This window comes from Cohnella boryungensis, assembly GCF_042651945.1.
GTDB lineage: Bacteria > Bacillota > Bacilli > Paenibacillales > Paenibacillaceae > Cohnella > Cohnella boryungensis.
Genome location: NZ_JBHSED010000031.1, coordinates 34,882 through 49,331, shown reverse-complemented (window position 1 = coordinate 49,331; position 14,450 = coordinate 34,882). Strand labels below are relative to the sequence as shown.

The following is a 14,450-nucleotide window of genomic DNA, read 5'->3' as shown; positions in this document are numbered from 1 at the left end:
ATTGCCAGTCTTCTTCTTCCATATATATAAGACTAGCTTTGGCGAAAGGAATGGGGTCATTTGTTTTCCATTCATAAGATCGGCGTTATTATCGCGGGATGCTTGCTGATCGCGTGCGGAATCGACTTTTTCTTGATGCCGCTTCGAGTGCTGGACGGGGGGCTGATCGGGGTGGCTCTCATCAGCAACTACTTGTTCGGAGTTAAGGTAGGCTTCATTCTCATTGTTTGCAGCTTGCCCATTTTCCTGTATGCCTGGTTCAAGGACAAATCGATGTTTTTCCACAGTCTGTTCGGGATGATTTTTCTTTCTTACTTTGTTGATCTGCTGGACCCCTATAATCCGTTTGGTTCAGTTATCGTCTTTCACCCGTTCCTTGCCTCCGTTCTCGGAGGTATCAGCATTGGCATCGGCTTTGGCCTCCTGTTGAAATTCGATACCAGCACAGGGGGCATCGATCTGTTGGCCAAGCTGCTTGCCCCTCGCCTGAAGGTGAATGTTGGAATGCTGATTTTGCTCACCGACGCCGTTGTCGTGATCGCCGGCGGAATCCTATTCTCTCTAGACACCTTGTTCTTGTCCATTGCAACGATTACAACGGGAGGTTTGGCAACCACTCTCTGTACATTTAAGTATTTGTCCTGGTGATTGCTATTAATATAGAAGAAAAGCTGCTCCGGGATAACCCGAGCAGCTTTTCCTATAGGTGGGTGAAGCTTATTTTTGAATGGAAGCAACTGCTCCAGCGCCAACTGTACGGCCGCCTTCGCGAATCGCGAAGCGAGTGCCTTCTTCGATAGCGATTGGAGAGATCAGTTGAACCGTAACCGTGATGTTATCGCCAGGCATAACCATCTCAGTGCCTTCAGGCAGGTTGATGATACCCGTTACGTCAGTTGTACGGAAGTAGAACTGAGGACGGTAGCCAGTGAAGAAAGGCTTGTGACGGCCACCTTCAGCGGAAGTCAGTACGTAGATTTGAGCCGTGAATTCCGTGTGAGGCTTAACGGAACCTGGCTTAGCCAGAACTTGACCACGCTCGATGTCTTTACGGTCAACGCCGCGAAGCAATGCGCCGATGTTGTCGCCAGCTTGAGCTTGGTCAAGCAATTTGCGGAACATTTCAACGCCTGTAACAACGGATTTGCGAGTTTCTTCTTGCAAACCGATGATTTCAGCTTCGTCGCCAACTTTGATGATACCGCGTTCTACACGGCCTGTAGCAACCGTACCACGACCAGTGATCGTGAACACGTCCTCAACTGGCATCAAGAAAGGCTTGTCAGTTGCACGCTCAGGAGTTGGGATGTAGCTGTCAACTGCTTCGAACAGCTCGATGATTTTGTCAGCCCAAGGGCCGTCTGGGTTAGCCAAAGCTTCACGAGCAGCGCCGCGAACGATTGGAGTGTCGTCGCCTGGGAACTCGTACTCGTTCAGCAGGTCGCGAACTTCCATCTCAACCAGCTCAAGAAGCTCTTCGTCTTCAACCATGTCGCATTTGTTCAAGAATACGACGATGTAAGGAACGCCTACTTGACGGGACAACAGGATGTGCTCGCGAGTTTGCGGCATAGGGCCGTCAGCTGCGGATACAACCAGGATAGCGCCGTCCATTTGAGCAGCACCCGTGATCATGTTCTTAACGTAGTCGGCGTGTCCAGGGCAGTCAACGTGAGCGTAGTGACGGTTAGGCGTCTCATACTCAACGTGAGCTGTGGAGATCGTGATACCACGCTCGCGCTCTTCTGGAGCTTTGTCGATTTGGTCGAATGCTACAGCAGCGCCGCTGCCGTATTTCTTGTTCAATACCGACGTGATTGCAGCCGTTGTCGTTGTTTTGCCGTGGTCAACGTGACCGATAGTACCGATGTTAACGTGCGGTTTCGTACGTTCGAATTTAGCCTTAGCCATGGATACTGTTCCTCCTTAATGAGTAAAAGGATTTAATTTTATATTTGATGACGGGGAGACAACCGCATTAAGCCGCTCTCTGCCCGTCCGCTTTCAGGTAAGTCTTAAGCGCCTTTGTGCTTGGAGATGATCTCATCGGAGATCGACTTAGGCACTTCTTCGTAGTGGGACAGTTCCATCGAGAATACCCCGCGGCCTTGCGTACCGGAACGAAGCGTTGTAGAATATCCGAACATCTCAGCCAATGGCACCTTCGCGCGAACGATTTGTGCGCCGAAACGCATATCCGATCCTTCGATGCGGCCACGGCGGGAGCTCAGCATACCCATAACATCGCCGAAGTACTCTTCTGGAACCGTTACTTCAACCTTCATGATTGGCTCGAGCAACACAGGATTACATTTGTCCTTCGCTGCTTTAAGCGCCATCGATCCGGCAATCTTAAACGCCATCTCCGAGGAGTCGACGTCATGGTAAGATCCGTCGAAAATCGTTGCCTTGATATCAACGAGCGGGAATCCGGCGAGAACGCCGTTCTTCATCGACTCTTCGATACCGGCTTGAACCGGAGCGATAAATTCGCGCGGAACAACGCCACCGACAACTTTGTTTTCGAACAGGAAGCCTTCGCCCGGCTCACGCGGTTCGAACTCGATCCAGCAATGGCCGTATTGACCGCGACCACCGGATTGACGAACGAACTTGCCTTCGACCTTCGCAGCTTGACGGAATGTTTCACGGTAAGCAACTTGCGGTTTACCAACATTCGTTTCTACTTTGAATTCGCGAAGCATACGGTCAACGAGAATCTCCAAGTGGAGCTCGCCCATACCCGAGATGATGGTTTGGCCGGTTTCTTCGTCCGTATGTGCGCGGAACGTAGGATCTTCCTCGGCCAGCTTCTGAAGAGCGATACCCATCTTGTCTTGGTCGGCTTTTGTTTTCGGCTCAACTGCAAGCTGGATAACCGGCTCTGGGAAGTTCATCGATTCGAGAATAACAGGGTTCTTCTCGTCGCACAGCGTATCACCTGTTGTCGTATCCTTAAGACCGACGGCTGCAGCGATATCGCCAGAGTATACTTGGTCGATCTCTTGACGGCTGTTCGCATGCATTTGGAGAATACGGCCGATACGCTCGCGTTTGCCTTTGGTTGCGTTAACGACATAAGAGCCGGAGCTCAGTACGCCGGAATATACGCGGAAGAAAGTCAAACGACCAACGTAAGGGTCGGTCATGATTTTGAAAGCCAATGCCGCGAACGGTTCGGAGTCGGAAGACTTACGAATCGTTTCGCTGCCATCGTCAAGCACGCCTTTGATGTCCGGAACATCGACTGGCGCCGGAAGGTAATCAACAACAGCATCCAGCATAGGCTGAATCCCTTTGTTGCGATAAGAGGTTCCGCAAACGACCGGGAAGATTTTCACTTCGCAGACGCCTTTGCGCAGTGCCGCTTTAATTTCCGCAACACTAATCTCTTCGCCTTCCAGATACTTCATCGTAAGCTCTTCGTCCAACTCGGCGACTTTCTCAACCAAGATACTGCGAAGCTCTTCCACTTGTTCAGCGTATTCCGCAGGGATTTCGACTTGCTCAGGCTCTTTGCCTTTGTCGTCGGTGTATTTGTAAGCGATGCGCTCGACAATATCGATCATGCCTACAAATTTGTCTTCAGCACCCATAGGGAACTGAATAGCCACTGCGTTAGCGTTCAAGCGCTCTCTCATGTCCTTGATGACATTGAGATAGTCCGCTCCGATAATATCCATCTTGTTAACATACGCGATCCGCGGTACGCCGTAACGGTCAGCTTGACGCCATACCGTCTCGGATTGCGGTTCTACGCCTTCTTTGGCGCTGAATACGCCAACGGCCCCATCCAATACGCGCAGGGAGCGCTCGACCTCTACCGTAAAGTCTACGTGACCCGGTGTGTCGATGATATTGATGCGGTGACCCTTCCACTGAGCGGTTGTCGCGGCAGACGTGATCGTAATGCCGCGCTCTTGCTCCTGCTCCATCCAGTCCATCGTAGCGGCGCCTTCGTGCACTTCGCCAATCTTATGAACGCGTCCGGTGAAGAACAAAATCCGTTCAGTCGTCGTGGTTTTACCCGCATCAATGTGCGCCATAATCCCGATGTTGCGCGTATTTTGCAAGGAGAACTCTCTAGCCATTGATACAGTCTCCCTTCAAAATATCTTGCTTCGAAATAATTACCAACGGTAGTGCGCGAACGCTCTGTTGGCTTCCGCCATCTTGTGAGTGTCCTCACGTTTCTTGACGGCTGCTCCCGTGTTGTTGGATGCGTCCAGAATTTCTGCTGCCAGACGCTCTTCCATCGTCTTCTCGCCGCGGTTGCGGGAGTAGTTCACGAGCCAGCGCAGTCCAAGAGACGTGCGGCGCTCAGGCTTAACTTCGATCGGAACCTGATAGTTTGCACCGCCTACACGGCGTGCTTTAACTTCAAGCACCGGCATGATGTTCTTGATTGCGGCTTCGAAAACCTCCATAGGCTCTTTGCCGGAGCGCTCTTGAATCAACTTGAACGCATCGTATAGAAGTTGTTGAGCTACGCCTCTCTTACCGTCGATCATAATACGGTTAACAAGACGAGTCACCAATTTGCTGTTGTACAGCGGATCCGGAAGTACGTCCCGTTTAGGAACCGGTCCTTTGCGTGGCATTAAGATTCCTCCTTCCTCATTCATGAAGCGTCAGGCGATCGCAATCGCTTGGCGCGGATTAAGATTTCTTGACTTTCGGTCTTTTCGTACCGTATTTGGAACGAGCTTGCTTCCGGTTGTTAACACCTGCGGTATCCAATGCGCCGCGAACGATGTGGTAACGTACACCCGGAAGGTCTTTAACCCGACCGCCACGAACAAGAACGACGCTGTGCTCTTGCAGGTTGTGTCCGATTCCCCCGATGTAGGCGGTCACCTCGACACGGTTCGTTAGACGAACCCGCGCGTATTTACGCAATGCGGAGTTCGGTTTTTTTGGAGTCATCGTACCTACACGAGTGCAAACTCCACGCTTTTGAGGAGCGCTCAGATCCGTTTCAACGCGCTTAAGTGCGTTGAACCCTCTTTGCAGCGCTGGCGACTTGGATTTTACAACCTTCGATTGACGTCCTTTACGAACGAGCTGGTTAATTGTTGGCATGCTGCCACCCCCTTCCCAAGATGGGTAAAAGAAATGAATAAACGACCGTATCGATACTCTGCTGCAAAGCCCACAGATCCAGGTGGTTCATTTTGAGAGACGAGAAAGGGCCCGACCGGAATTCCCGCATTGCTGCGGTCAACCGAATCAAACCCGTCAATCCTATTCTCAAGCGGCTCAGGCTTGCGCCAGCCGTTCCAATGTCTCACGCTTCGTCTAGGTCAGCACCGTATCATCGCACGTCAGAACGACGTACGTCTGGCACACACTAGAACATATTATCACTTCAAAAATGGCGTGTCAAGAACCTAGATTATTGCCAGTGCGGACATCGCCTCCACTTGCTTGCTACAGCTTTTTGACGGCCGATAGTCTATGGAATATCCCGAACAATGCGGCTCCATAAACCCATGGCGCGATCAATACGGCCGTTCTGTAAGCAAGAGTCAGCTTCTCGTAGCGATCGAAAGCGTCTATCAACGGGAATACCGGAGGCAATAGCCAGGACAGCCAAGCTAGCGATTCGGGCAGTGCTTCCGAGATGCCGCCCGCAGCCAATGAGAGTGCGGAGACCAGCATCAGTCCGATGATCGCATAGCTGAGCTTGGCTATCAGCCTGTAAGTAAACAAGCAGGAAACCGCTATGCCCAGCATCCCCAGCCCAGCGTGGCCGATCAACGAAAACAAAGCCTCGCCAATCGACGGGTCCCTGTCGAACTTGCCGAGCAGAATCGGGTAGACGACCGTGATGACGGACATAACTGCCGTCCAGACGACCATCACGGCAGTTCTTCCGATATCGTATCTGGTTCGCCCGCCCGCGTGAAGCATGCCGATCATGCGCTGAGTTTCGTCCTGGACATCGACGTAGCCGAATCCGAGCCATGAAGCAATCAGAAACAGCAACGCTGCAGTCAAGGAATAGCTTGGCATTACCGGATTGGGTACAACGCTGTAGATGAAGAAAAGCGCAAGGCCGAAGACCAGCATCGGTCCAATATATCGATAAGACCGCACATAATCTCTGAACGAGAACGCCATAATGCCTAACATATCTTACCCCCGTATGCAGCGCCTCTAACATTCGTCCGCGTCGAATCTTCCCGAACGGAGAGAATTGATCCGTTCGCTGCCAGAACCGCCCGCAAGAAATCGTCGGCGCGATCAGCTTGGACATGACAAATCCATATTCCCTGCCCCTCGTATCTCTGGCGCACACCTTCGAATGCCGCGTAGAAGCCTTGCGCAGCCGCATCCATAAGTCTGAATGCGATAACCCGATTCGGCGAATTCTCCTCCCCTTCGAGGGTCATAGGTTCAACGCGTCCGTCTTGCAACTGGACAACACGATCCGCTACCCGCGCCGCGAGCTCCCTCTCGTGTGTTGAGAATACAATCGTCATCCCCTGCTCCTTAAGCAGCAGCAGAATGTGCGTAAGCTCGGTTCGGGTCGGTGCATCCAGCCCTGACAGCGGCTCGTCGAGCAGGAGCAGCTCGGGCTCCTCCAGCAGCGCCTGCATCAAGTTGACCTTCTGCAGCATTCCTTTCGAGTAATCTCTCAGCTGAGCATCTGTTGTCGTTTCAAGCCGAAACAGCTCGAACAGCTTGTCGATTCTTCGATCCGCCTCCGCCGGAGCCATGCCGCGGATCTTCCCCATTGCGCGCAAGTATTCTTTCGCGGAGAAGCGCAGCCTTGGAAACCGATCCGGGGCGAAGCCGATGCGTCTTAGAGGCACCGTCGACAATCTCGTACCGCCGTCTAGAGCGTCGAGCCCGCTAAGCGCCTTAAGCAGAGTACTCTTGCCGGAGCCGTTGCGTCCAAGAAGAGCCACAACCTCTCCGTGCGCGATTTCCAACGACAGCTTGTTAAGCACACGATGGCCCGCGAATGTCCTATTCGCCTCTGCAAGCTTTACTAGCGGGACTTTCGCCATCAGGACGTCTCCTTTCATTCCTGCGTATTTGCAGCCGATTATAGCCGTTCTCCTCTGTTTCGCTCCAGACAGGAAAAGCATTCAAAAAGCGGATACCGTTACCGGTATCCGCCTCACTGTCGAACCTGTTATTCTACGCCAACCGGCTCAAGCTCTGCCGCTTCATCCATCGGCTCGTCGAACGGCGAGACGACCTTGATGTTGCGGTAGCGCGCCATTCCCGTTCCTGCCGGAATGAGCTTCCCGATAATGACGTTCTCCTTCAGACCGAGCAGGCGATCGACTTTTCCTTTAATTGCGGCATCCGTGAGAACGCGAGTCGTCTCTTGGAAGGAAGCCGCCGACAGGAAGGAGTCGGTCTCGAGCGATGCTTTCGTGATCCCCAGAAGCACCGGCCGAGCTACGGCAGGCTCCTTGTCAGACAGGATCGCTTCGCGGTTCGCCGCTTCGTATTCATGAAGATCAACGAAGGCGCCAGGCAGAAGGTGCGTGTCGCCCGGATCAACGATCCGGATCTTGCGAAGCATCTGCTTGATCATAACTTCGATGTGCTTATCGTTGATTTCTACCCCTTGGTTACGGTAAACGCGCTGCACCTCTTGCAGAATATAATTCTGCACGCCGCGAATGCCCTTGATTCTGAGCATCTCCTTCGGATCGATGGAGCCGTCCGTCAGCTCGTCCCCGGCCTCGACTTGCTGGCCTTGAACGACGCGGATACGCGAACCGTAGCTGACAGGATAGATTTTGGATTCCGCTCCGCCTTGCAGCTCGATCTCGCGGCGATCCTTAGTCTCGCGAATTTCCTTGATGACGCCGTCGAGCTCGGAGATGATCGCTTGGCCCTTCGGATTGCGAGCCTCGAACAGCTCCTGGATCCGCGGCAAACCTTGCGTAATATCGTCTCCGGCAACACCGCCGGTGTGGAACGTCCGCATCGTGAGCTGGGTTCCCGGCTCGCCGATCGATTGAGCGGCGATAATGCCGACCGCTTCGCCGATCTCGACCTTCTTGCCGGTTGCCAGGTTGCGACCGTAGCAGAGCTTACATACGCCATGACGAGCACGGCAGCTCAATACGGAACGAATTTGGATTTGTTTGATGCCCGCACGAACGATCTCCTCCGCCTTCGGCGTGTCGAGCAGATCGTTGCGATTGGCGATAATTTCTTTCGTCTCTGGATGACGGATCGTTTCGAAGGCGTAACGACCTTCGATACGGTCGAACAAGTCTTCGATAACCTCTTTGCCATCTTCGATTCGGGACACGGTAATGCCCTTGTCCGTGCCGCAATCTTCCTCGCGGACGATGACGTCTTGGGCAACGTCGACGAGACGACGAGTCAAGTAACCGGAGTCGGCGGTCCGCAGCGCTGTATCGGCAAGACCTTTACGCGCTCCGTGTGTGGAGATGAAGTACTCCAATACCGTCAGACCTTCGCGGAAGTTCGATTTGATCGGCAACTCGATGATTCGACCGGACGGGTTGGCCATCAGACCACGCATACCGCCCAGCTGGGTGATTTGCGATTTGTTGCCCCGTGCCTTGGAATCGACCATCAGCATGATGCTGTTGTAACGATCCATCGACTTCATGAGGATGTCGGTAATCTCGTCCTTCGTCTTGCTCCAGATTTCAATGACGCGGTCACGGCGTTCTTCGTTCGTGATCAAGCCGCGACGATACTGCGTAGTGACCACTTTAACCCGTTCTTCGGATTTCTTCAGGATATCTTCCTTCTCCTGAGGAACGATAACGTCGGATACGCCGATCGTAATGCCCGCGCGGGTCGAGTACGTGAAACCAAGCTGCTTGATGTTATCCAGGATAACGGAAGTCTGGGTCGTATGGTAAATGCGGAAGCATTCGCCGATAATGTTCCCCAGATATTCCTTGCCGACGGCGCCCGGAATGGCTGGATCCTCGATAAATTTCGAGATGTCCGCGCCCTTTTCGTAAATGAAATATTTATCCGGCGTCCCCTTGACGAGATTTTCCTTCGTCGCTTCGTTGATGTACGGGAACGTGTCCGGGAAAATTTCGTTGAAGATGATTTTGCCGATAGTCGTGACCAGATAAGCTTCCTGTTGCTCCGGAGTGAAGGTTTTCTTCTTCAGCTCCTTGACGGGAATGACGACGCGGGCATGCAGCGAAATGCCTTCCGTGCCGCGCTGGTAAGCGGAGACCGCCTCGTTCACGCTCGTGAAGCGAAGACCGGAACCATAAGCCTTGTTGTTGTCCATCGTCAGATAGTAGCAACCGAGTACCATATCCTGAGAAGGAGTAACGACAGGCTTGCCGTCTTTCGGGTTCAGGATGTTGCCTGCCGCCAGCATCAGCAAACGGGCTTCCGCTTGAGCCTCTGCGGACAACGGAACGTGAACTGCCATTTGGTCGCCGTCGAAGTCAGCGTTATACGCCGTACAGACGAGCGGGTGAAGCTTGATGGCGCGTCCTTCGACGAGAATCGGTTCAAACGCTTGAATCCCGAGTCTGTGAAGCGTCGGCGCGCGGTTGAGCAGCACCGGATGTTCCTTGATGACCTCTTCAAGCACATCCCAGACTTCCGGGCTGACGCGTTCGACTTTGCGCTTCGCGCTCTTGATGTTGTGAGCCAGGCCTTTAAGCACCAGCTCTTTCATAACGAAAGGCTTGAACAGCTCCAGCGCCATTTCCTTCGGCAATCCGCATTGATACATTCTGAGACTAGGCCCTACAACGATAACCGAACGACCGGAATAGTCGACGCGTTTACCGAGGAGGTTCTGACGGAAACGTCCTTGTTTCCCCTTCAGCATATGGCTGAGGGATTTCAAAGGACGATTGCCCGGGCCAGTGACCGGACGGCCTCTGCGACCGTTGTCGATCAAGGCGTCGACGGCTTCCTGAAGCATCCGTTTCTCGTTCTGCACGATAATGTCGGGCGCTCCAAGGTCCAACAGGCGCTTCAGACGGTTGTTGCGGTTGATGACGCGGCGATACAGATCATTCAAGTCGCTCGTCGCAAACCGGCCGCCGTCCAATTGAACCATCGGACGAAGCTCGGGAGGAATAACGGGAAGCACGTCCAGAATCATCCAATCCGGCAGGTTGCCGGAATTGCGGAACGATTCAATGACCTCCAGACGCTTGATCGCGCGGTTGCGGCGTTGGCCTTGTGCCGTGCGAAGCTCTTCCTTCAACGTCTCCAACTCGCGGTCGAGATCGATGTCCTGCAGTAGCTTCTTGACGGCTTCAGCGCCCATACCAGCATGGAACGCATAGCCATACTTGTCGCGGTAGCTGCGGTATTCTTTCTCGGAGAGCAGTTGCTTCTTCTCCAGCGGCGTGTCGCCTGGATCCGTTACGACATAGGAAGCGAAATAGATAATCTCCTCAAGGGAACGAGGGGACATATCCAGCGCCAGACCCATGCGGCTAGGAATGCCTTTGAAGTACCAGATATGCGAGACCGGAGCGGCCAGCTCAATGTGACCCATCCGTTCGCGGCGAACCTTCGCGCGAGTGACTTCGACGCCGCAGCGATCGCAGACGACGCCTTTATAGCGCACTCTCTTGTATTTGCCGCAATGACATTCCCAGTCCTTGGTCGGACCGAAAATCTTCTCGCAGAACAGCCCTTCTTTTTCCGGCTTTAGGGTCCGGTAGTTTATCGTTTCCGGCTTTTTGACCTCGCCTCTCGACCAGGATCGGATTTTATCAGGCGAAGCCAAGCCAATTTTCATAAACTCAAAGTTATTGACGTCTAACAAGGAGCAAGCCCTCCTTCATCGTTGCTAAGATTTCGGATCTTAACGACGGTCCCGTAGGCCCGGCGCATTCAAGTGCGGAACGCAGCGTAAGCTACAGGATCGGGTTATTCGGCGCCGACTTCAGAACCCTCAAGGTTAAGATTCAGCTTATCTCCCGCCGTATCGTCCTCGTCGTCCATTTCTTTCATTTCGATCTCCTGCTCGTCTCCGGACAGGATCTTCACGTCCATACCCAAGCTTTGGAGCTCCTTGATCAATACTTTGAACGACTCAGGCACGCCCGGTTCAGGCACATTCTCGCCCTTGACGATCGATTCGTAAGTTTTCACGCGTCCGACGACATCATCGGATTTCACGGTCAGAATCTCTTGCAGCGTATACGCAGCTCCATAGGCTTCGAGCGCCCATACTTCCATCTCCCCGAAACGCTGTCCGCCGAACTGGGCTTTACCGCCGAGAGGCTGCTGGGTAACGAGCGAGTATGGACCAGTGGAACGGGCATGAATCTTGTCGTCGACCATGTGCGCGAGCTTGATCATGTACATGACGCCAACAGTGACCTCGCGTTCGAACAGTTCGCCCGAGCGGCCGTCACGCAGGCGCCATTTGCCATTCCGCGCCATGCCGGCTTCTTCCATCGTGTCGAACACGTCATGCTCGCTTGCCCCGTCGAATACCGGCGTTGCCGCATGAATGCCAAGAAGCTTACACGCCATGCCGAGGTGGACCTCAAGCACTTGCCCAATGTTCATCCGCGAAGGAACCCCCAGCGGGTTAAGAACGACTTGTACAGGCGTTCCGTCCGGTAGGAACGGCATATCCTCTTCAGGCAGAATGCGGGCGATAACCCCTTTGTTTCCGTGACGTCCGGCCATTTTATCTCCCTCGGAGATTTTACGCTTCTGGGCAATATAAGCGCGAACCAGTTGATTAACGCCCGGCGGCAGTTCATCGCCATTCTCGCGCGTGAACACCTTGACATCAACGACAATCCCATCCGTACCGTGAGGCACGCGCAGCGAGGTATCGCGGACTTCGCGAGCCTTCTCGCCGAAGATGGCGTGCAGCAGGCGCTCTTCTGCAGTAAGCTCCGTGACCCCTTTCGGAGTAACTTTGCCGACCAGAATGTCGCCAGCGCTGATTTCCGCGCCTACGCGGATAATGCCGCGCTCGTCGAGATTGCGAAGCGCATCCTCGCCGACGTTCGGAATGTCGCGGGTAATCTCTTCAGGTCCGAGCTTCGTATCGCGCGCTTCGGATTCGTATTCCTCGATGTGAATCGAAGTGTAGACATCCTCGCGTACCAGCTTCTCGGAGAGCAGAATCGCATCCTCGTAGTTGTAACCTTCCCAAGTCATGAAGGCAACGACGACGTTGCGGCCCAGTGCCAGCTCGCCCGTATCCGTGGAAGGACCGTCAGCCATGATGTCGCCTTTCTTGATGACATCGCCGCGACGCACGAGCGGACGCTGGTTGATGCATGTTCCTTGGTTGGAGCGCATGAACTTCTGCAGCTTGTATTTGACGATATCGCCTTTGACTTCCTTGCCGTCGATGATCTCCACGCGGCGAAGCTGGATTTCATTGGCAGAAACTCGTTCGATATAACCGTCATATTTGGATACAATACATACCCCGGAGTCTTTCGCAGACTTATGCTCCATTCCCGTTCCGACGAATGGCGCTTCCGGAATAAGCAGAGGCACGGCTTGACGTTGCATGTTCGATCCCATGAGCGCGCGGTTGGAGTCATCGTTCTCAAGGAACGGAATCATCGCGGTCGCGACGGACACGACTTGCTTAGGGGATACGTCCATATAGTCAACGCGATCGCTCGGCATCGTAAGGATGTTATCCTCTTGCTTGTTGTAGCGCACGATAATGTTGTCCTCGGCGAAGGTGCCGTCCGGATTCAACTTAGCGTTCGCTTGCGCGATGATGTAGTTGTACTCTTCATCCGCAGTCATGTAGACGATGTCGTCGGTAACCCGGTTGGTATGCGGGTCGACCTTCCGATACGGAGCTTCGATGAAGCCGTATTCGTTGATTCTCGCAAAGGAAGACAGGGAGTTGATCAGACCGATGTTCGGTCCCTCCGGCGTCTCTATCGGACACATACGACCATAGTGCGAGTTGTGAACGTCCCGTACCTCGAAGCCTGCGCGTTCCCGAGTCAGACCGCCCGGTCCGAGCGCGGAAAGACGGCGCTTGTGCGTAAGCTCGGCCAACGGGTTCGTCTGATCCATAAACTGCGACAATTGGGAGGATCCGAAGAACTCCTTGATCGCAGCGATGACCGGACGAATATTGATCAGAGCTTGCGGCGTAATCGCGTTCTGATCCTGAATGGACATCCGTTCCCGAACGACTCTTTCCATCCGGGACAGACCGATGCGGAATTGGTTTTGCAGCAATTCCCCTACGGAGCGAAGACGACGGTTACCGAGGTGATCGATATCGTCGGTATCGCCTACGTTTTGCAGCAAATTCATAAAATAGCTTACGGACGATATGATGTCCGCAGGCGTAATGTTTTTGACCGACTTGTCGATGATCCCGTTGGAGATCAGCTTGACGACCTTGCCGTCTTCAAGCGGCGAGAACACATTGATCGCTTGCAGCGGAATGTCTTCCGTCTCGTAGATGCCGCCGGCTACGCGGTAGTTCTTGAAGCCGACGTTCTTCTCCAGCATCGGAAGAATTTGATCCAGCACTCTGCGATCGATCATCTGTCCGGCTTCGGCGATAATTTCGCCGGTTGTCGGATCGACAAGCGTCTCGGCCAGCCGTTGATTGAACAGCCGGTTCTTGATGTGCAGCTTCTTGTTAACCTTGTAGCGGCCGACATTCGCGAGATCGTAACGCTTCGGATCGAAGAAACGGGCAATCAGCAAGCTGCGCGCGTTCTCCAATGTCGGAGGCTCGCCCGGGCGCAGACGCTCGTAAATCTCGATAAGCGCCTTCTCGGTAGAATCCGTGTTGTCCTTTTCAAGCGTATTGCGAATGTAATCGTCCTGCCCGAGCAATTCCAAAATCTCTGCGTCGGTACCGAAGCCGAGCGCACGAAGAAGAACCGTTACCGGAATCTTGCGCGTACGGTCGATCCGCACGTATATAATATCCTTAGCGTCCGTCTCCAACTCAAGCCATGCTCCGCGATTTGGAATGATCGTCGCCGTGTAATTCTTCTTACCGTTCTTATCTATTTTCGTACTGAAATAGACACTCGGGGAGCGCACCAATTGACTGACGATTACGCGTTCCGCACCGTTGATAATGAACGTGCCCGTCTCGGTCATGAGCGGGAAATCGCCCATGAACACTTCCTGCTCCTTCACCTCGCCGGTTTCCTTGTTGAGCAACCGCACTTTAACGCGTAACGGTGCCGCGAAGGTAACGTCGCGCTCCTTCGATTCGTCGACCGAATATTTAGGCTCACCAAGGCTATAGTCGATAAACTCCAGCACAAGATTGCCCGTGAAATCCGAGATCGGCGAAATATCCTGGAAGATTTCCCGCAAACCCTCGTCCAAAAATTTCTGGTACGATTGCTGCTGGATTTCGATCAGGTTCGGAACGTCCAACACTTCATTAATGCGGGCGTAGCTGCGCCGCGTACGGCGGCCATACTGAACAAGATGTCCTGCCAACTTAACCTCACCCCTTAAGTCTGCTTCAACAC

9 protein-coding genes are annotated in these 14,450 nt (G+C 53.6%); 1 reads left to right on the top strand and 8 read right to left on the bottom strand.

What is annotated here, in order from left to right:
* Positions 1-60 precede the first annotated feature (60 nt).
* Positions 61-648, top strand: a complete 588-nt coding sequence (locus tag ACFO1S_RS14545; protein ID WP_204605839.1) for a YitT family protein — start codon at positions 61-63, stop codon at positions 646-648.
* Positions 649-717: 69 nt separating this feature from the next.
* Here the strand turns inward: ACFO1S_RS14545 and tuf are convergent, their stop codons facing one another.
* From tuf to rpoB, 8 genes are all read right to left on the bottom strand, one after another.
* A complete protein-coding gene (gene tuf, locus ACFO1S_RS14540; protein WP_204605840.1) occupies positions 718-1,911 on the bottom strand; it encodes an elongation factor Tu in 1,194 nt (397 codons plus the stop codon).
* A gap of 104 nt (positions 1,912-2,015) precedes the next feature.
* Positions 2,016-4,091, bottom strand: coding sequence for an elongation factor G (fusA, locus tag ACFO1S_RS14535; protein WP_204605841.1), 2,076 nt, complete (start codon positions 4,089-4,091; stop codon positions 2,016-2,018).
* A gap of 39 nt (positions 4,092-4,130) precedes the next feature.
* Positions 4,131-4,601 carry a 30S ribosomal protein S7 gene (rpsG, locus tag ACFO1S_RS14530; protein ID WP_204605842.1) on the bottom strand — a complete coding sequence of 157 codons (471 nt, stop codon included), beginning with the start codon at positions 4,599-4,601 and terminating at the stop codon, positions 4,131-4,133.
* A gap of 58 nt (positions 4,602-4,659) precedes the next feature.
* Positions 4,660-5,082, bottom strand: a complete 423-nt coding sequence (rpsL, locus tag ACFO1S_RS14525) for a 30S ribosomal protein S12 (RefSeq protein ID WP_094050634.1) — start codon at positions 5,080-5,082, stop codon at positions 4,660-4,662.
* 348 nt (positions 5,083-5,430) lie between these two features.
* Positions 5,431-6,135: a hypothetical protein gene (locus ACFO1S_RS14520; RefSeq protein WP_204605843.1), complete on the bottom strand. Its 705-nt coding sequence runs from the start codon at positions 6,133-6,135 to the stop codon at positions 5,431-5,433.
* Entirely contained in the window at positions 6,129-7,016 is an 888-nt protein-coding gene (locus ACFO1S_RS14515; RefSeq protein ID WP_204605844.1) for an ATP-binding cassette domain-containing protein, read from the bottom strand. Before ACFO1S_RS14515 ends, ACFO1S_RS14520 begins: the two co-directional genes overlap by 7 nt.
* Before the next feature lie 128 nt (positions 7,017-7,144).
* Complete coding sequence (gene rpoC, locus ACFO1S_RS14510; RefSeq protein ID WP_204605845.1) at positions 7,145-10,768, bottom strand: DNA-directed RNA polymerase subunit beta'; 3,624 nt, start codon at positions 10,766-10,768, stop codon at positions 7,145-7,147.
* Between the two features lie 104 nt (positions 10,769-10,872).
* Positions 10,873-14,418, bottom strand: a complete 3,546-nt coding sequence (rpoB, locus tag ACFO1S_RS14505) for a DNA-directed RNA polymerase subunit beta (protein ID WP_204605846.1) — start codon at positions 14,416-14,418, stop codon at positions 10,873-10,875.
* Between the last annotated feature and the right edge of the window lie 32 nt (positions 14,419-14,450).